The sequence below is a fragment of the Zoogloea sp. genome (assembly GCF_028689785.1).
In the GTDB taxonomy this organism is placed as follows: Bacteria; Pseudomonadota; Gammaproteobacteria; order Burkholderiales; family Rhodocyclaceae; genus Zoogloea.
In genome coordinates, this window is the sequence record NZ_JAQVCN010000010.1 from 47,415 (window position 1) to 66,340 (window position 18,926).

Here is an 18,926-nt window from a genome sequence, read left to right on the forward strand (position 1 = left end):
CACCCGTGATTACGACGACCATCAACCTTACCGATCATTTCCTGATCGCCATGCCTGCCATGGCTGATCCGAACTTTTCGCGCACCCTCACCTACATTGCCGAACACAACGAGAACGGCGCCATGGGGGTGATCGTCAATCGCCCCACCGACATGCGCCTGGCAAGCCTGTTCGAGCGCATCGACATGCCTCTGGAGCACCACGAGTTTGCGGATCTGCCCGTGTATTTCGGTGGCCCGGTTCAGTCCGACCGGGGCTTCGTGCTGCACCGCCCGGCGGGCAGCTGGCACTCGACCCTCAAGGTCAGTGACACCGTCGGCTTGACCAGCTCTCGCGATGTGCTCCAGTCCCTGGCCACCGAAGGCGAGCCCGGCGAGGTGCTGGTGGCTCTCGGCTATGCCGGCTGGTCTGCCGGCCAGCTTGAGCACGAACTGGCCCAGAACGCCTGGCTCACCGTGCCGGCCGACCTGTCCATCGTTTTCGACCTGCCGTCCGAAGAACGCCTGGCCGCCGCCATGCAGCTCCTTGGCATTGATTTCGCCAAGCTCTCCGACGTGGCCGGACACGCCTGAGTGGGAACCGTCCTCGGCTTCGACTTCGGCCTGGCCCGCATCGGCGTGGCCGTGGGTGAAACGGAAACAGGCCACGCGCACCCCCTTGTGGTGATATCCGAAGAAGCCAATGCAGCACGCTTCGCGGCCATCGAGGCGCTCCTTGCTGAATGGAAGCCGACCGCCCTGGTAGTGGGCCTGCCCACCCACCTGGACGGTAGCGAACACGCCATGACCGTGCGTTGCCGCCGCTTCGCCAACCAGCTCCACGGCCGCTACGGGCTGCCGGTCACGCTGGTGGACGAGCGGCTGTCATCGGCCGAAGCGGAAGAACGCCTCAGTGAGGCCGGCCACCAAGGCTGGCGCAAGCAAAAGCCCCGACTCGACTCGGCCGCCGCCCAGATCATCCTGCTCCAGTACTTTGAAAGTGCCCGCCATGCAACTCCCTGAAGCCGAACATCTCATCGCCACCCTCGCCGAGACGATGCGCCCCCGGGTCACCGCCGACACCTGCCTGGTCGGCATCCACACTGGCGGGGTATGGCTGGCTGAGCGCCTGCATGCGCTGCTGGGCCTGTCCCAACCCCTTGGCAGCATCGACGTCAGCTTCTACCGGGACGACTACGCCGCCAAGGGCCTGCACCCCCAGCCCCAGGGCTCCAGGATCCCCTTCGACGTGGAAGATGCCCACATCGTCATCGTCGATGACGTGCTGTACACCGGCCGCACCACCCGTGCCGCCCTCAACGAGCTCTTCGACTACGGCCGCCCCTCCCGGGTCGACCTGGCAGTGCTCATCGACCGGGGCGGCCGCGAGCTGCCCATCGCCCCCAGTTTCTGTGCCCTCACCCTGCCCGCACCCCTCCCAGCCGGGCAAAACCTCCAACTTGAGCGTGACGCCACCGGCGCCCTCACCATGAGGCTGATCCATGCGTAATCCCCAACTCAACAAGCACGGCGAGCTGCAGCACCTGCTGACCCTCGACGGCCTGCCCCGTGCCATCATCAACCAGATCCTCGACACCGCCGCGCCCTTCACCGAAGTTGCCGAGCGCGAGGTCAAGAAGCTGCCTCTCTTGCGTGGCAAGAGCGTGTTCAACCTGTTCTTCGAGAACAGCACCCGCACCCGCACCACCTTCGAGATCGCCGCCAAGCGCCTGTCGGCCGACGTGATCAACCTCAACGTGGCCACCTCCTCCACCAAGAAGGGCGAGACCCTGCTCGACACCGTGGACAACCTGTGTGCCATGCACGCCGACATGTTCGTGGTGCGCCACGAATCCAGCGGCGCCCCGCACCTGATCGCCCAGCACCTGGAAAACACCGGCCGTGACCACATCCACGTGGTCAATGCCGGCGACGGACGTCATGCTCACCCCACCCAGGGGCTGCTGGACATGTACACCATCCGGCATTACAAAAAAGAGTTCCACAACCTCACCGTGGCCATCGTTGGCGACGTACTCCACTCCCGCGTGGCGCGCTCCCAGATCGCCGCGCTGACCACGCTGGGTGTGCCTGAAGTACGCGTGATCGGCCCCCGCACCCTGCTCCCCACTGATGTGGAAAAAATGGGCGTGCGTTACTGCGCCACCATGGAGGAAGGCCTGAAGGGCGTGGACGTGGTGATGATGCTGCGCCTTCAGAACGAACGCATGAACGGCGCCCTGCTCCCCAGCCCCCAGGAGTTCTTCAAGGTGTGGGGCCTCACCGCTGAAAAGCTGGCCCTGGCCAAGCCCGACGCCATAGTGATGCACCCGGGCCCCATGAACCGGGGCGTCGAGATCGACTCCGCCGTGGCCGACGGCGGCCAGGCCGTGATCCTGCCCCAGGTCACCTTCGGTATCGCGGTCCGCATGGCCGTGATGAGCATGCTGGGCGGCAGCCACTGAGCACACACAGGTTTCTGACGATGAACATCCATATCCAGAACGGCCGACTCATCGACCCGGCCAACAAGATCGACGCCCAGCACGACCTTTTCATCGCCGACGGCAAGATCGTCGGCGTTGGCAGCGCGCCCGCCGGCTTCAGCGCCAACAGAATGATCGACGCCAGCGGCCTCGTCGTCGCCCCCGGCCTGATCGACCTCGCCGCCCGGCTCCGTGAGCCCGGCTTTGAGTACAAGGCCACCCTCGAATCCGAAATGGACGCCGCCATGGCCGGTGGCATCACCAGTCTGGCCATCCCCCCCGACACCGACCCGGTGCTGGACGAACCCGGCCTGGTCGAGATGCTGTGCTACCGTGCCAAGAAGCTCAACCGGGCCCACGTCTACCCGGTCGGCGCGCTGACCATCGGCCTCAAGGGCGAACAGCTCTCCGAGATGGCCGAGCTGGTGGAAGCCGGCTGCGTGGCCTTCAGCCAGGCCAACACGCCCATCCTCGACACCCGGGTGCTGTCCCGCGCGATGCTCTACGCCGCCACCTTCGGGTTCCGCATCTGGCTGCAACCCATCGACCCCTACCTCGCCCGGGGCGGCGTGGCCCACGACGGAGAGGTCGCGTCCCGCCTCGGTCTGCCGGGCCTCCCGGCCAGCGCCGAGATCATCGCCCTGTACACCTATCTGCGCCTTGCCCGCCAGACCGGCGCCCGCCTGCACATCACCCGCGTGTCCTGTGCCGAGAGCCTCGATCTGATCGAACAAGCCCGCAAGGACGGCGTGGACGTGAGCTGTGATGTAGCCGCCCACCATCTGCACCTGTGCGACATGGACATCGGCTACTTCAACCCCCACTGTCACGTCATCCCGCCGCTGCGCAGCCAGCGTGACCGTATCGCCCTATCGAAGGCCCTGGCCGATGGGCGCATCAACGCCATCTGCTCCGATCACACCCCGGTGGATGACGACGCCAAGCAGGCCCCATTCAGTGAATCGGAGCCCGGCACCACCGGTCTGGAACTACTCTTGCCCCTGACCCTCAAGTGGGCCAACGAACACCAGCTGCCGTTGATTGATGCCCTTGCCCGGGTCACGTCGGAAGCGGCAAAAATTGCCGGCATTGCCAAGGGGGGGCACCTTTCTGTTGGAGCCCGTGCCGACATCTGCATCTTCGATCCGAACTGTCACCAGCAGATCACCCGCAGCATGCTCAAGAGCCAGGGCAAGAACACGCCTTTCCTGGGCCTGGAGTTGCCTGGGCGGGTGCGCTGCACGCTGGTCGAAGGCACGGTGATGTACGAAGTCTGACTTCGTCCCCCGGAAGGTCTTCTTCCGCACCCGGCACAAGCGGCGCCCCATGGCGCCGTTTGCGCTTCTCTCTTCGACACAACAATTTAACAAAGTCCGCCGAATTTTCATCGGCATATGCCGATAACACCCACTCGGCACACGTCGCTGGCCGACACGATGATCAGGTCAGCCCACTGGGGATGACATCTGCAGCTTGGCGATTCAGGGAGAGGATTTGTGATCAGCGGTTCTGTCGAACAGGCTGCCGAGCGTTTACGCAAGGCTGTCCCTATCATGGTGAAGCACGGAATCCCCGTGACACCCCTCAATTACGCTCTCTGGTACACCTACGTCGCCAACGAAGACCCGAGCCTGAACCAGCGGATAGACGACATCGTCGCGGCCTACGGCACCATTCCCGTCAGCACGGCAGAAGACCTCTTCAAGGCGCACATTTCCCCGACGGGCGCCCACGAGACAGCCCTTGGACGGATGAAGGATGACCTGGAGAAAATGGTCCAGGGCATCGGCAAGGACCTGAACGCCACCATCGCCGGCACCCAATCCTTCAACTCTCTGCTCGACGAATGCAGCCGCGACCTGCGAGGGCCGACCTCTGTAAGCGCCACCATCGACGACGTGTTCGGCACAGTCGAAAAGCTCCTGCAGGGCTCCACCGCGATGCAGGAGAGCACCTCCCGTTTCGAGCAGCGCCTGAGCGCAGCCAACGCAGAGATCCGGCGTCTGCGCAGCGAGATGGAAGCCCTGCGCCAGAACGCCATGCATGACGAACTGACCGGGGTCTATAACCGCCGGGCCTTCGACACCGAGCTCGGACAGTTCTTGGGGCAAGGCGAGCGGGCGCCCCTCATCCACCTGGCGATGCTCGATATCGACCATTTCAAAGAGTTCAACGACCGCTTCGGCCACCCCGTGGGCGACCGTGTATTGAGCCTGGTCGGCGCCCAGCTCAACAACGTGGCCCGGGTGGGCGTGTCGGTGTACCGCTACGGCGGCGAGGAGTTCGCCCTCATTTTCTGCGGCGGCACCCTTGCCCAGGCCGCCGAACTGGCCGAAACCCTGCGCCTTTCCATTGAGCGCCTGGTACTCAAGGACAGCCGCAGCGGCGAACGCCTGGCTTATATCACCGCCTCCATCGGCCTCGCCAGCCGCCACCCTGGAGAGTCGGCGGGCGATCTGATCACCCGTAGCGACAAGGCCCTCTATGAGGCCAAGGCCCGTGGCCGCAACCGGCTCTGCCAGGCTTCCTGAGAGCGCGCGCCAACTCAGAGCCCCCGCAGGTAACGGATACGCTCTTCCGTGAGGGGATGGGTGGAGAAGTAGTCGGATGGTGTCCGACGTGGCTTGGCTGCCTCCGAGCCTCCCTCCTGCCCCACGCTGGCCGGCATCTCCATCCGCTCCAGAATGTTGGCGAGAGCGGCGGGGGAAATCCCGTTGGCCCCCATCAGCCGGGCGGCAAACGTATCGGCCTCCCGCTCGAAGCGACGGGAATAACGCGCTTGGGACAAGGCTGCCGGAACCCCCGCCATCAGGGCGCTGACATCGCCGATGTACCAGGCGGCAAATAAGCCGATCGCAGAGCTCTCGATGGCCAAACGCAGGCCGTGACGCCGGCTGACATGACCAAGCTCGTGGGCCAGCACGCCGAGGATCTCTTCGTCGTTGCGAGCCAGCATCACCAGTTCATCCGTCACCACAATCAGGCCCGACGGGAGAGCCAGCGCATTAGCTCCCATACGCCCGCCTCTGCGGAAAGCAAGCTGCGGACGTACCGCTGGCGCGTCGGGCTGTGCCAGGGCCAACACACGTTTCGTCAGGGCCTGCTGGCGGGCAGCAGGCAGACTGCTCGGACTGAAGACATTGACGTCCAGCATCTCCAGGGTTTCATCGCTGAGCCGCTCCGTCAGCGCCTCTGGAACCCCCTCCGCCAGCCGCCGGGCAAGCTGCGGCAACAGCCATTCGTGGACTGCCCAAAGGCCGGCGACCAGCACGAGGAGGGACACCAGCACCGCCGTCCGCGAAAACTGCCAGCGCACCACTGCGGCATTCCGCTGACCACTCTCTAGTAGCAAGCCCCGGAACACGTCGTCGTCGGGCAGCTCGCAGTGGGCACCATCCGGAAAAGTGATCAAGCGAGGCGCACGGCCAAGGGGCTCGGAGAGACGCAGCACCGCCAGCGCCACGTGCCGCTCGACGTCTTCACCGCGCAACACCAACTCGCCATCGGCGAGCGACAGCTTTACCGCACGCGCACGGGACGAGCGTCCATCGAAGTAAAGCGCATCCACCCCCTGGTCGGGCGAAGTCATGGCTTACAGGCCCACATCCACGTCGAACATCTCCGCAGCTTCTTCACCGAGCGCGGCAAGATCAGCTTCCGTACGTGCCATAAAGTCGTCAAGATTGCCGTCCGGCAGCATCGAAATGCTCTCCAGACGGTATTTCATCAATCGCAGCTCCGCAAAGGGGCGATACAGGCCAAGGCTGAAAACGACCCCCAGCAGGTTGGTGAGCGTGATGAAGGCCAGCCGGCGGCCAGACACTGCACTGACAAACCGGTGCGGCCCGAGACTCAGCCCCCCCCAAACGGCGTTCTGCACCCGCGCAGCCACAAAGGGCGCCACGCACAACATCATCGCAAAGACGACGAACAGGGCCGCGCTTCCCACTATCGTCAGCGCCTGGCGCCTGGCTTCCTCATCCAGGGACAAACCCTCTGCAACACCGAGGCCAAGCAAGAGGATGATCACGCCAGCACCAACGACCGTCACGATACCGGCGGCAAGATAAACACGATAGATCTCTCCCCGAGACAGGGCACACTGAAACTCGCTGCGCCCGAAGCCGCTGCTGCCGTACTGATACACCTTCAGAGCGTGAATCCACAGGGGAAAGGCCAAACCGAGAGACACGACGATCAGCAAGGGCAGCCCCAGGAACACCACGTAGGCCTGCTTCACGCTGCCCCGAAAAACAAAGCGCAGGCCCCGGAAACTGCTGTTGTGCATCCGGAAACACAGGGAACGGTGCAGCAGCCAGGGCATTACCGCCAGCAGGATCACGAGGACCAGCACGGCGAGCAGGGGCTCGGCCTCGGCCGAGAGCTGGTGGCCCATGAACATCAGGAAGGCCAGCGTCCGGCCCTTGAGGATCGATAGCGGCTCACCGTGGTAATCGAAGGCCGCTCCGGCCAGCCGGGTATGCCGATAGAAGAAGTGCATCCGCCGGACCTTGGCCCAGGCAGAGTAGATTCCAAGGGTCAGCACGGTGAGCAGCAGATTCACCGCCCATATACCGAAATAATCCCGCCCTTGCCCGGTGAAGGTGACGGGTAGCGTGGTGGTGTGTTTATCCATCATTCAGAAAAAGGTGAGCAATATGCGCATTGTATTTGCTCACGCTGCAACATCCTGCCCCTGAATGAAAAAACCCGGGGTGTGCACCCCGGGCTCTCGCACATCACCACATCTGGCAGCTACTTCTTGTCGCTCTGCAAGGCCCTTTCAAGCGCCTTGGCGGCATCGTCCTCGGCGTTCGCGCCGCCTGCATCCTTCCCTTCACCTTCGGCCGGTACCGCATCCGGAGGAGTCTCATTGTCGAACTGGACCGGCGAATCGTCCTGACTGGCGCCGTCCGGAACGACGATCTCCACCTGGTCCGTATCCACCTTGATCTGATCATCGAGACCCATGGTGACAAGCTGCGGGAAGGCGATCAGCACGGCGACCATGATGATCTGGATGACCACGAAGGGCACCGCCCCCCAGTAGATCTGGGTGGTCTTGATCGAGGGCGGCGCCACCGAGCGCAGATAAAACAGGGCGAAGCCGAAGGGCGGGTGCATGAAGGAAGTCTGCATGTTGACCCCCAGCAGCACGCCGAACCAGATCAGGTCGATACCCAGCTTCTCCGCCACCGGAGCCAGCAGCGGCACCACGATGAAGGCCAACTCGAAGAAGTCGAGGAAGAAGGCCAGCAGGAAGATCAGGATATTGACGACGATCAGGAAACCGACCTGGCCACCGGGCAGATCATCCAGCAGATGCTCGACCCACAAGTGGCCTTCAACGCCGTAGAAGGTGAGGGAGAATACTCGGGCGCCGATCAGGATGAAGATGACGAAAGTGGTCAGTTTGGCCGTGCTTTCCATGGCTTGCTTGAGCAGGGGGATGCTCAGGCGCTTGCGCATCACGGCCATCACCAGTGCGCCGAAGGCTCCCATGGCACCACCTTCGGTCGGCGTGGCAATGCCCAGAAAGATAGTTCCAAGCACCAGAAAGATCAGCATCAGCGGCGGGACCAGGGAGGTCAGCACCCGCAGCAGCAGCTTAGCACCACGCAAAGTCCGGGCCTCGGGCGGCAGGGCCGGCGCGGCCCCCGGCCTGAAGATGGCGATCAAGGCCACGTAGACAAAGTAAAAAGCGGTCAGTACCAGACCGGGGATCAGCGCGCCCTGGTACATGTCACCGACGGAACGCCCCAGCTGGTCGGCCATGATGATCAGCACCAAGGATGGCGGAATGATCTGCGCCAGGGTGCCCGAAGCCGCGATCACCCCGGAGGCAAGCCGCTGATCATAGCCATAGCGCATCATGATCGGCAGGGAGATCAAGCCCATGGAGATCACCGAGGCTGCCACCACACCGGTGGTCGCCGCGAGGATGGCACCGACGAAGATCACAGCGAAGGCCAGGCCTCCGCGCACCGGCCCAAAGAGCTGGCCGATGGTGTCGAGGAGATCCTCCGCCATGCCTGAGCGCTCAAGGATCAGGCCCATGAAGGTGAAGAAGGGAATGGCCAGCAGGGTGTCATTGGACATGACACCGAAGATGCGGTCAGGCAGGGCCTGAAACAGGGCCGGGGTGAGCATGCCCAGCTCGATGCCGATCAGGCCGAAGACGATGCCGTTGGCGGCCAGGGCAAACGCCACTGGGTAGCCGAACAGCATGAACAGAACCAGCGACCCGAACATCAGGGGCGCCATGTTGGCAGCGATGAACTCCATTTAGACGGCCTCCCCGCGTTGCTGCTTGATGGCCTCGGCCAGTTCTTCTTCGGCAGAAGGCGTCTTCGGCTTGGCGTTGGGATCGGGGATAAGCCCCTTGAGGAAGGCAAAGCGCTTGATGAGCTCGGATACGCCTTGCAGGATCAACAGCGAGAACCCCAGGGGGACGAGGGCCCGCACCGGCCAGATGATCAACCCACCCGCATTTGAGGAATACTCGTTCTTGAGGTAGGCATTGATGAAGGTCGGCCACGAAAGGTAAAGCACCGCCACCGCCATCGGGGCCAGGAAGAAGAGCGTGCCGATGATGTCGATCCAGGCATGTACCCGGGGCGAGAAGTGACCTGAGATCACATCGATGCGCACGTGTTCATTGCGCATCAGGGTATAACCAGCACATAGCAGGAAAATGGCCGAAAACAGATACCACTGGATCTCAAGCAAACCATTGGAACTGTAATTGAAGGCATAACGCACGAAGGCGTTGACGGCGCTGATGATGGTCACGACCAAGACGAGCCAGATTGCCGCCTTGCCGACCCCTGTGGAAAGCGCGTCGATAGCGCGTGATAATTTGAGCAGGGCCTGCACGTCCCGCACCTCCTTTAATGTGAAGATCTTCTGATCGGGGCTTTGAAAACCCAGTTTACTGGGCTGGAATTATCGGCGAGATAGATCCCGCAACAATCAGGGATTACGCCTACCGTAGCGCAAACAGGCCCCAAAACCAGTACTGGAGCGGATTCCAGCCCTCTGGCAGACCGTTTTCGACACCCCGGCGGGCCATGCGATACTTCCGTCGCCTCTCTTTTCCATTATTTCTTACCGCAGCCAATCATGAGCACCCGCATCTGTCTGGTCCGTCACGGCGAAACAGCCTGGAATGCCGAACGGCGCCTCCAGGGCCATACCGACATCCCCCTCAATGACACTGGTCTGGCCCAGGCCAAGGCCACCGCAGCCAGCCTGGCCGGCAGGCAGTTCGCCGCAGCCTACGCCTCTGACTTGCTGCGCGCCCGCCAGACCGCCGACGCGATCACCGCCCACGGCAACCTGCAAGCAGTCATTGATGCCCGCCTGCGCGAGCGACACTACGGTGCCTTCCAGGCTCTCACGTATGACGAAGCCCGGGCGCGCTTTCCCGACGCTTACCATCACTTCGAACGCCGCGACCCCGAATTCGTCTTCCCGGGCGGCGGTGAGAGCCTGCGGCAATTTGCTGCCCGCATCCACGAAGCCCTCCAGGACATTGCGACACGACACCGGGACAGCACGGTACTAGTGGTTACCCATGGCGGCGTCCTCGATGTGGCCCACCGCCTGGCAACGGGCTCCCCCCTTGAAACACCGCGCGATTTCACCATTCCTAACGCCGCTCTGAACTGGATCGACTGGGACGGTGCCAACTGGCGACTGATCGCCTGGGCCGAGCAAACGCACCTGAACAGCACACTGGACGAGTTGCCCAACGCCTGACTCGGGCCGCAAGCGCTAAGCCCTCCTAAAGTTATACCGACTCCGGCCGTTTCCAGCGGGCATCCAGCTGCCATGCTGGCAAACCCGGTCGGAGTCCTCCATGTTCAAGCTCAACCGTCTGTCCCTCGTCCATCAGATTGCTCTCGCGGCCACCGCGGTCAGCATCCTGATTTTTTCCGGGCTTATCCTCTTCACCACCTACTTCGCCGAGCGAGCCGCCCTGGCGAAGACCGAGGAAGAACTCAACAATCAGATTCAGGGCATCGTACGGATGCTGGAGCTCAACCACGGCAACGCCGTCTCCCAGGCCAACAAGGGCCTGGCTCGCATGAAGGACAGCACGGGCAAGCTCCGCTTCGGGCCTGACACGATGGCCTCCGGGAGCTACCAGGTGCCTGTGGTGCGCAGCGGCGAGCGCATTCTCAACGGCAACACCGCCCTGCTGGAGAGCATCAAACGCCAGATCGACGCGGACCCTGCGCTACTGATCCGGGTCGGCGACGAGTTCGTGCGCGGCGCGACCTTGCTCAAGACCAAGGACGGAAAAAGCACCGAGGGCACCCCCATCCCCGCAAATGCCCCCGAAACCCGGGCCATTCTGAGCGGCAAGCGCTACGCAGGTGTGGTCAGGCGCTCGGGCAAGTACTACATCTCTGCCCTCGAACCAGTGCTCGATGAGGACGGCAAGGTGATCGGCGCCCTGGCAGCCCGGGTGGACATCCAGGGCGACATGGAACGCCTCTTCAGCGCCTTGGGCGAGATAAAGTCCGGAGCCACCGGCTACGCCTATGTTCTTGCACCCCAGGACGATGTGGCCAAAACCGAGCTCATCCACCACCCCAGCTTTGCCGGAAAGACCCTGAGCGAAATCGGCAACCCCCGCCTGAGCGAGATCGTGGCCGAGCAGGTGCGGCGTAAGCAGGGCCTCATGACCTATGCCTGGACCCGCCCGGACAGCAGCGAAACGGCACAGAAGATGGTCGTCTTCAACAGCTCCCCCTCCTGGGGCTGGATCGTCGCCACCGGCAGCTTCATCGACGAATTCACCGTGGAAGCCCGCCAGCTTCGCAACAACCTCGTCGCCCTGTGCATCGGCGGCGCGCTGCTGCTCGCCCTGGTGCTTTATCTCATCACCCGCAACCGTCTGTCGCCCATCAAGGGCCTGCTCGATGCGACCCGCCGAATCGGTGATGGCGACCTGAGCGTGCACTTCCCCGAAACCGCCACCGACAGCGCCAACGAACTGGACCAGATCACCCGCTCCCTGGACAGCACAACCCGCAAGATCGGCAGCCTGATCGGTGACGTGATCCACACCGCCAATACGGTCAAGGATTCAGCACGCACCGTACGGCTGGGCTCCGATCAAGTGGTCAATGGCACCGCCTCCCAGAGCGAAGCGGCGGCCGGGCTGGCATCTGCCATCGAAGAGCTGTCGGTCAGCATCACCCATGTCTCGGACAGCGCCGCCATGGCCAGGGACATCACCCAACAGGCCCAGGTCCACGCCGACGATGGCGGCCTGAAGGTGCGAAACATGATCGGTGGCATGGACCGCATCGCCGACGAGATCAACAAGGCCGGCGAAGCGGTGAACCTGCTGTCCGAACGCTCTGCGCGCATCTCGAATATTGGCAAGATCATCAACGAGATCGCTGACCAGACCAACCTGCTCGCCCTCAACGCCGCCATCGAGGCGGCCCGGGCAGGCGAGAGCGGCCGAGGATTTGCGGTGGTGGCCGACGAAGTTCGCAAGCTGGCCGAGCGCACCGCCAGCTCCACCAGAGAGATCTCAGCCACAGTATCGGAGGTCCAGGGTGAAGCCGACCGGGTCGTGGCGATGATCAAAGGCGTCACCGGTGACGTCCATCAAGGAGTCCAGCTCGCCACCGACTCCGGCGCCATGCTCGACACAATCCGTAAGGAAAGCAGCCGCACCACCAGCACCGTCAATGACATCGCCGATGCCACCCGAGAACAGAGCGCCGCCAGCCAGGAGGTCGCACGCGGTGTCGAGCGGATCGCCCAGATGGCGGAGCAGAACAACCAGATCACCCGCCACACCCACGAGCAGACAGCCCTGCTCGAAAATCTGGCAGCGGACCTGGAGGCCAAGGTCAGCCACTTCCGGGTCTGAACCCCTCCCTCGGACGGCCCCGCCCCAGATCACGGGGGCGGGGCCGCACTGTTTTGGAACACCGGCTTTCGGCAAGCGTGAAGGGCCGTGTTAAACTCCCCTTTTGACTCAAACCCACCCGGATCGTCATGTTTTCCAAGCAAAATACCCTCGCCAAGGTCGACCCCGAACTCTGGCAAGCCATTGAGGCCGAAAACCGCCGTCAGGAAGATCACATCGAACTGATCGCGTCCGAGAACTATGTCAGTGCAGCCGTCATGGAAGCCCAGGGCTCCCAGCTCACCAACAAGTACGCGGAGGGTTATCCGGGCAAGCGGTATTACGGTGGTTGCGAGTTCGTCGACCTGGCCGAGCAGCTGGCCATCGACCGCCTCAAGACCCTGTTCGGCGCAGAAGCCGCCAACGTCCAGCCCAATTCCGGCTCCCAGGCCAACCAGGCCGTGCTGATGGCTTTCGCCAAGCCTGGCGACACCATCATGGGCATGAGCCTCGCTGAAGGTGGCCACCTCACCCACGGCATGCCGCTCAACATGTCCGGCAAGTGGTTCAACGTCGTCGCTTACGGCCTCGACCAGAACGAAGAGATCGACTACGACAAGATGGAAGCGCTGGCCCGCGAGCACAAGCCGCGCATCATCATCGCCGGCGCCTCGGCCTACGCCCTGCGCATCGACTTCGAGCGCTTCGCCAAGATCGCCAAGGAAATCGGCGCCATCTTCTGGGTGGACATGGCCCACTACGCCGGCCTCATCGCCGCCGGCTACTACCCCAACCCGGTGCCCCACGCCGACGTGGTCACCTCCACCACCCACAAGACCCTGCGCGGCCCCCGCGGCGGCATCATCCTGATGAAGGCCGAGCATGAGAAGGCTCTCAACTCCGCCATCTTCCCGGGTCTTCAGGGTGGCCCGCTGATGCACGTCATCGCCGCCAAGGCCGTGGCCTTCAAGGAAGCCGCCGAACCCCAGTTCAAGCGCTACCAGGAACAAGTCATTGCCAACGCACGCGTGATGGCACGCGTGCTGGGCGAAGAGCGTGGCCTGCGCATCGTCTCCGGCCGCACCGAAAGCCATGTTTTCCTGGTCGACCTCCAGTCCAAGAACATCACTGGCAAGGAAGCCGAAGCTGCCCTCGGCCGCGCCCACATCACCGTCAACAAGAACTCCATCCCCAACGATCCGCAGAAGCCCTTCGTCACCTCCGGCATCCGTATCGGCTCCCCGGCGATGACCACCCGCGGTTTCACCGAGATCGAAGCCGAGCGCATCGCGCATCTCATTGCCGACGTGCTCGACAATCCCAATGACGAAGCCACCACCGAGAACGTGCGCGCCAAGGTTGCCGAGCTTTGTCGCAAGTTCCCGGTGTACGGTGCCTGACAGCCGTACCGGCAGGCAGGCCCGCTAGCCCATGCATTGCCCCTTCTGCGGCGCCGACAACACGCAGGTCACCGACACCCGTGAAAACGAGGACGGTGACATCGTGCGGCGCCGCCGTCGCTGCCTTTCCTGTGACAAGCGCTTCACCACCTACGAACGCATCGACCTCAAGATGCCCCAGGTGGTCAAAAAAAACGGCAGCCGTGCTGAGTTCAGTCGCGACAAGCTGCTCGGAAGCCTGAGCCTGGCCCTGCGCAAGCGGCCGGTCACGGCCGAGAGTGTCGATGCCGCAGTAGACCGCATCGAAGCCAAGCTGCTTTCCTCCGGCGAGCGGGAGATTCCTTCCGAACGCATCGGCGAGTTGGTGATGCGCGAGCTGAAAAAGCTCGACAAAGTTGCATACATCCGCTTCGCCTCCGTTTACCGTGCCTTTGAAGACGTGGACGAATTCTCGGAAGTCATCCGTGAAGTCAGCACCCGTCCCCGTGGCCGCCCCCCCAAGACCTCCTGAAGGTTTCCGCCCCATGACTGCCACCGCCGACGACTACCGGTGGATGGCCCGCGCCCTTGAACTGGCGGCGCGCGGGCTGCTCACAACGACACCCAATCCCCGCGTGGGCTGCGTCATCGTGCAGCACGGCGAGAGGGTCGGTGAAGGCTGGCATGTGCGTGCTGGGGAGCCCCACGCCGAAGTGCACGCGCTGGCTATGGCCGGCGCACGGGCCAGGGGAGCCACAGCTTACGTTACCCTCGAACCCTGCTCCCACCACGGACGCACGCCGCCCTGCGCCGACGCACTGGTCCAGGCCGGCGTAAGCCGGGTGGTGGTGGCCATGGAAGACCCCAACCCCCTGGTGGCCGGACGCGGCCTTGCCCGCCTGCGGGACGCCGGTATCGTCACCCACTCCGGCATCCAGGAGTCCGAGGCCCGCGACCTCAACATCGGTTTCATCTCGCGCATGACCCGTGGCCGCCCGTGGCTGCGCCTGAAGGTGGCTGCCACCCTCGACGGCAAGACGGCGCTCGAGAACGGCATCTCCCAGTGGATCACCGGCGAAGATGCCCGCCGTGACGCCCACCGCTGGCGTGCCCGCTCCTGCGCCGTCCTGACGGGCATCGGCACCGTGCGCGATGACGACCCACAACTCAATGTCCGGGCGATTCCCACCGAACGCCAACCCCTGCGCGTCGTCGTCGACGCCCGCCTCGAAACGCCCCTCAACGCCCGCCTGCTCGATGGCGGGCCCGTTCTCATCGCCGCTGCGCTCAACGACGCCGACCGCATCTCCGCACTACAGCGACGGGGCGCCGACGTCGTCATCCTGCCCAACGACGGCGGCAAGGTGGACCTGCCAGCCCTGATGCGTGAGCTGGGCCGCCGTGGTCTGAACGAGGTTCTTGCCGAGAGCGGCTTCAAACTCAACGGATCTCTGCTGCGGGAAGGCTGTGTGGACGAGCTTGTCCTCTATCTGGCCCCGGCACTGGTCGGCGATGCCGCCCGTGGGCTGTTCAACCTGCCGGCCCTCGGCAGCCTCGCCAACAAGCGCCCCCTCGCCTTCCACGACGTGCGCATGGTCGGCCGGGATCTGCGCATCATTGCGCGACCGGAGTGACACACCGCACAGGGGAAAGCACATCTCCGGCTAAATCTGCAAACCTTTGACAGACGCATGAAAGATGCGTCATCGCCAGAGGCTGCGTGGCGTTAAGGTAGGCCTGCTACCGCAACCCGCCCGCCCCGACGATGCGCCTCCGCCTCACCGCCCTTCTTGCTCTTGCCCTCCTCACCCCGGCACTTCACGCCGAAACAGCCATTGTTCTCAACTCGGTGGATGAGAGCGTCAGCTTCATCGACACCCGTAGCTACCAGGAGACCGGCCGTGCACCAGCCTGCAAGGAACCTCACCACCTGATGGCCATGCCCGACGATAGTGCGGTCATCGTCGCCTGTGCAGTCTCCAATGAACTGGTGTTCTTTGACCCACACACGGGCAGGGAACAGAAGCGCATCAAGAACATTTCCGACCCCTACCAGCTCGGCTTCTCGCCCGACAAGACGTGGTTCGTCGCCAACTCACTGCGCCTCGACCGGGTGGATCTGTATCGTGCCTCCGATTTCAGCCTGATCGCCCGCATCCCGGCCGAAAAAACGCCGTCCCATATGGCTTTTGACAAGGCCAGCCAGGTCGTTTTCATCACCCTGCAGGACTCCAACGAAGTCCTCGCCATCGACCTGAAGACCCGGCAGCCTGCCTGGAAGCACCCGGTGGGCCCGACCCCGGCCGGCATCCACATGACCCCCGACGACCGCTACCTGCTGGTCGGCATCATGGGTGCCGACTATGTTGAAGTTATCGACTGGCGAGCCCGCCGCACCATCAAGCGCATCACCACCGCAAAGGGGGCACACAACTTCCTGCCCCGGGGTGATGGGCGCCATGTCTTCGTGTCGAACCGCACCATCAAAGGCAGCATATCCCTCGTGGACATGCAGACCCTGAGCCTCGTCGAGAGCTACGACGTTCCCGGCGGGCCCGACGACATGGAGATTCGTGCCGACGGAAAGGAGCTGTGGGCTACAGCCCGCTTTGCCCGCAAAGTGCAGGTGGTCAACCTGGAACAGAAAAAAATCTCCCACTCAATCCGGGTGGGACGTTCCCCTCACGGGGTATCGTTCATCAACCACGCCCCACGGCAATGAGTCGCGTCCGCCCATACCTGCCCGCCTTACTGCTCGCCATTGCCGGTCTCGCCCACGGCGCCAGCCCCGAGACTTGCCGAGGCACGGTATACCTGACCCTCGATACCGGCAACATGCGCCATGCCGACGAGATCGCAGCAATCCTCAACAAACATCAGGTAAAGGCAACCTTCTTCGTAGCCCAGGAGAAGACTCTGCGCGGCGACCATGCCCTCGACCCAAGTTGGGCAGAATACTGGAAGGCCCGGGTCGCCGAGGGCCACGCCTTCGGCAGCCACACCTGGCGACACGGCAGCTTTCAACAAGATGGAGCCGATGGCCGGGTCATCTATCGACTGATGGACGGCACCCGAACGCAACTCGATGCAGCCCAGGTCTGTGCCGAACTGAAAGCCCCCGACACCCGCTTCCAGGCCCTCACGGGGCACCCTCTCGACCCCCTTTGGCGTGCCCCCGGAGGCCGGACCACCCCACTCACCCTCAAGGCGGCCCAGGCTTGCGGCTATCGCCACGTGCACTGGGCAGTCGCCGGTTTTCTCGGCGACGAACTCCCGTCCCACACCCACCCCAACACCATGCTGCTGGAGCGAGCGCTGGCACACATTCGCGACGGTGACATCCTGATGGCCCACCTGGGCATCTGGTCCCGCAAGGACCCTTTCGCGCCCATGCTTGATCCCCTGATCGCCGGCCTGAAGGCCCGCGGTTTCTGCTTTGCCCGCGTGCCGACGCCATGATCACCTTTCTCACAGACCTCTTCGTCGCCACCCAGGGCTGGTTGTTTGACCGCCTGGTCCAACCCGTCCTGTTTGCGCTGGGCCTGGCCAGTTACGTGGAAATGGGATTCGAAGGCATCGAGTTCGTCCTCATCGGCATTCTCGAACTGGCAATCGCCTATTCGATCATGCGGCCACTGGAGGCTCTCTGGCCCGCCGAACGTTGGAACGGCCGCAAAGCCGTGAGAGTGGATGTGCTGTACACCCTGCTCAACCGCCTGGGCATCATCCCCCTGGCCGTCTTTGCCCTGCTGGCCCCGGCTTTCATGGCCCTGGACGGCTGGCTGCGCTTCCACGACATGATCCCGCGGCAACTCGAAGACTGGCTGCCCGGCCTAGACACGCACCCGCTGCTCAGTTTTGTAATCTACCTGCTGATCCTGGACTTTGCCGAGTACTGGCGTCACCGCCTGTCCCACACCTTCCGCTGGTGGTGGGCATTACACGGCATCCATCATTCCCAGCGCCAGATGTCTTTCTGGACGGACTCCCGCAATCACCTGCTCGACGACCTGATTGCCGGTGTATGGTTTGCCGGGCTGTCCCTGCTGATCGGCGTACCGCCCGGTCACTTCATCGGCCTGCTGGTCACCCTGCGTCTGGTAGAAAACCTGTCCCACACCAACACGCGACTGAGTTTCGGTCGCCTGGGCGATTACCTCATCGTCGGGCCCCGCTACCACCGCTGGCACCATGCCCTGGACTTGCCACCCGGAAAACGCTATCGCCACGGCTGCAACTTCGCGATCCTGTTTCCGTTCTGGGACGCGATCTTTGGCACCCTGCACCTTGAGCAGCAGCTTCCCCCCACCGGCATCCACGAAGACAGCGCCGAAGCACTCGCCGCACGGGATGACTTCTGGCTTCAGCAGAGGCTCGGGCTGGTACTGCTGTGGCGGGCACTCAACGCCCGCCGCCGATCAGGAGCGCTGTGATGCACATACCAGACAGCCCGGATCGCGCCCCAGGCGGATCGTTCGCCAGTCCATGGCCAGCGCATCGAGGAGGAGCAGCCGTCCGGTCAAGGTCTCGCCACAGCCGGCAAGGAGCTTGAGCGCCTCAGCCGCCTGAACGGCACCGACGATGCCGGTGATCGGTGCAAACACGCCCATCACGGCACAGCGCACCTCCTCCACGTCCTCCCCCTCCGGAAAAAGGCAGTGGTAGCAGGGGCTGCTCTCCTGACGCAGGTCGAAGACCGAGACCTGCCCATCGAACCGGACCGCCGCCCCGGAGACCAGGGGCTTGCCGGCCTCCACACAGGCCCGGTTGATGGCGTGACGGGTGGCAAAATTGTCGGAGCAATCCAGCACCACATCAGCCAGGGCGACCTCACCTGCCAGTGCTTCGCCTTCCAGCCGGCAGGCCAGGGGCACGACATTCACCTCCGGATTGAGCCGCGCCAGGCTGTCTCGCCCCGATTCCACCTTCAAGCGCCCAACACCCTCCTGACTGTGCAGGATCTGCCGTTGCAGGTTGGTCAGGTCCACCGTGTCGCCATCCGCCAGCACCAGCGTGCCAACACCAGCCGCCGCCAGGTACATGGCCGCCGGAGATCCGAGACCACCGGCACCCACCACCAGCACCCGGGCAGCAACAATGGCGCCCTGCCCCTCAATGCCGATCTGGGGCAGAAGAATGTGTCTTGAATAGCGCAGCAGCTGGTCGTCGTTCATGGGATGGCAAAAAAAGAAATGGCGCCACATCG

General features: G+C 63.6%; 19 protein-coding genes. 14 read left to right on the top strand and 5 right to left on the bottom strand.

Annotation, left to right across the window (positions count from 1 at the left end; genetic code table 11):
* Window positions 1-5 precede the first annotated feature (5 nt).
* From PHI64_RS07120 to PHI64_RS07145, 6 genes are all read left to right on the top strand, one after another.
* Window positions 6-572, top strand: coding sequence for a YqgE/AlgH family protein (locus tag PHI64_RS07120; protein ID WP_299880765.1), 567 nt, complete (start codon window positions 6-8; stop codon window positions 570-572).
* Entirely contained in the window at window positions 573-1,001 is a 429-nt protein-coding gene (ruvX, locus tag PHI64_RS07125) for a Holliday junction resolvase RuvX (RefSeq protein ID WP_299880768.1), read from the top strand.
* Window positions 988-1,488, top strand: coding sequence for a bifunctional pyr operon transcriptional regulator/uracil phosphoribosyltransferase PyrR (gene pyrR, locus PHI64_RS07130; protein ID WP_299880771.1), 501 nt, complete (start codon window positions 988-990; stop codon window positions 1,486-1,488). Before ruvX ends, pyrR begins: the two co-directional genes overlap by 14 nt.
* A complete protein-coding gene (locus PHI64_RS07135) occupies window positions 1,481-2,443 on the top strand; it encodes an aspartate carbamoyltransferase catalytic subunit (RefSeq protein WP_299880774.1) in 963 nt (320 codons plus the stop codon). Before pyrR ends, PHI64_RS07135 begins: the two co-directional genes overlap by 8 nt.
* 20 nt (window positions 2,444-2,463) lie before the next feature.
* Window positions 2,464-3,741 (top strand): dihydroorotase, encoded by a 1,278-nt coding sequence (locus tag PHI64_RS07140; RefSeq protein ID WP_299880778.1) that lies wholly within the window; start codon window positions 2,464-2,466, stop codon window positions 3,739-3,741.
* Between the two features lie 297 nt (window positions 3,742-4,038).
* The gene (locus tag PHI64_RS07145; RefSeq protein ID WP_299880781.1) at window positions 4,039-4,995 is read left to right on the top strand and encodes a GGDEF domain-containing protein; all 957 of its coding nucleotides are present in this window, start codon (window positions 4,039-4,041) and stop codon (window positions 4,993-4,995) included.
* Window positions 4,996-5,009: 14 nt separating this feature from the next.
* Here the strand turns inward: PHI64_RS07145 and PHI64_RS07150 are convergent, their stop codons facing one another.
* The 4 genes from PHI64_RS07150 to PHI64_RS07165 all read right to left on the bottom strand — a co-directional run bounded on the left by PHI64_RS07150 (window position 5,010) and on the right by PHI64_RS07165 (window position 9,340).
* The gene (locus PHI64_RS07150) at window positions 5,010-6,053 is read right to left on the bottom strand and encodes a M48 family metallopeptidase (RefSeq protein WP_299880784.1); all 1,044 of its coding nucleotides are present in this window, start codon (window positions 6,051-6,053) and stop codon (window positions 5,010-5,012) included.
* A 3-nt stretch (window positions 6,054-6,056) separates the two neighbouring features.
* A complete protein-coding gene (locus tag PHI64_RS07155; protein ID WP_299880786.1) occupies window positions 6,057-7,103 on the bottom strand; it encodes a YjgN family protein in 1,047 nt (348 codons plus the stop codon).
* A gap of 116 nt (window positions 7,104-7,219) precedes the next feature.
* The gene (locus tag PHI64_RS07160; protein WP_299880789.1) at window positions 7,220-8,749 is read right to left on the bottom strand and encodes a TRAP transporter large permease subunit; all 1,530 of its coding nucleotides are present in this window, start codon (window positions 8,747-8,749) and stop codon (window positions 7,220-7,222) included.
* On the bottom strand, window positions 8,750-9,340 hold the full coding sequence (locus tag PHI64_RS07165) for a TRAP transporter small permease subunit (RefSeq protein WP_299880792.1): 591 nt from the start codon (window positions 9,338-9,340) through the stop codon (window positions 8,750-8,752).
* Window positions 9,341-9,586: 246 nt separating this feature from the next.
* Between PHI64_RS07165 and PHI64_RS07170 the strand changes: the two genes are divergently transcribed.
* The 8 genes from PHI64_RS07170 (at window position 9,587) to PHI64_RS07205 (ending at window position 18,153) form a co-directional block, all read left to right on the top strand.
* Entirely contained in the window at window positions 9,587-10,225 is a 639-nt protein-coding gene (locus tag PHI64_RS07170; RefSeq protein ID WP_299880795.1) for a histidine phosphatase family protein, read from the top strand.
* 100 nt (window positions 10,226-10,325) lie between these two features.
* Window positions 10,326-12,362 (top strand): methyl-accepting chemotaxis protein, encoded by a 2,037-nt coding sequence (locus PHI64_RS07175; protein ID WP_299880800.1) that lies wholly within the window; start codon window positions 10,326-10,328, stop codon window positions 12,360-12,362.
* A 128-nt stretch (window positions 12,363-12,490) separates the two neighbouring features.
* The gene (gene glyA / locus PHI64_RS07180; RefSeq protein ID WP_299880802.1) at window positions 12,491-13,741 is read left to right on the top strand and encodes a serine hydroxymethyltransferase; all 1,251 of its coding nucleotides are present in this window, start codon (window positions 12,491-12,493) and stop codon (window positions 13,739-13,741) included.
* Between the two features lie 31 nt (window positions 13,742-13,772).
* A complete protein-coding gene (nrdR, locus tag PHI64_RS07185) occupies window positions 13,773-14,252 on the top strand; it encodes a transcriptional regulator NrdR (RefSeq protein WP_299880804.1) in 480 nt (159 codons plus the stop codon).
* Between the two features lie 13 nt (window positions 14,253-14,265).
* A complete protein-coding gene (gene ribD, locus PHI64_RS07190) occupies window positions 14,266-15,354 on the top strand; it encodes a bifunctional diaminohydroxyphosphoribosylaminopyrimidine deaminase/5-amino-6-(5-phosphoribosylamino)uracil reductase RibD (protein WP_299880807.1) in 1,089 nt (362 codons plus the stop codon).
* Window positions 15,355-15,485: 131 nt separating this feature from the next.
* Window positions 15,486-16,442 (top strand): beta-propeller fold lactonase family protein, encoded by a 957-nt coding sequence (locus PHI64_RS07195; RefSeq protein ID WP_299880810.1) that lies wholly within the window; start codon window positions 15,486-15,488, stop codon window positions 16,440-16,442.
* Complete coding sequence (locus PHI64_RS07200; protein WP_299880812.1) at window positions 16,439-17,179, top strand: polysaccharide deacetylase family protein; 741 nt, start codon at window positions 16,439-16,441, stop codon at window positions 17,177-17,179. The genes PHI64_RS07195 and PHI64_RS07200 overlap by 4 nt, the downstream gene beginning before the upstream one ends.
* Entirely contained in the window at window positions 17,176-18,153 is a 978-nt protein-coding gene (locus PHI64_RS07205) for a sterol desaturase family protein (RefSeq protein ID WP_299880815.1), read from the top strand. Before PHI64_RS07200 ends, PHI64_RS07205 begins: the two co-directional genes overlap by 4 nt.
* Here PHI64_RS07205 and moeB read toward each other — a convergent pair.
* The gene (gene moeB / locus PHI64_RS07210; protein ID WP_299880818.1) at window positions 18,139-18,894 is read right to left on the bottom strand and encodes a molybdopterin-synthase adenylyltransferase MoeB; all 756 of its coding nucleotides are present in this window, start codon (window positions 18,892-18,894) and stop codon (window positions 18,139-18,141) included. The genes PHI64_RS07205 and moeB overlap by 15 nt on opposite strands.
* Between the last annotated feature and the right edge of the window lie 32 nt (window positions 18,895-18,926).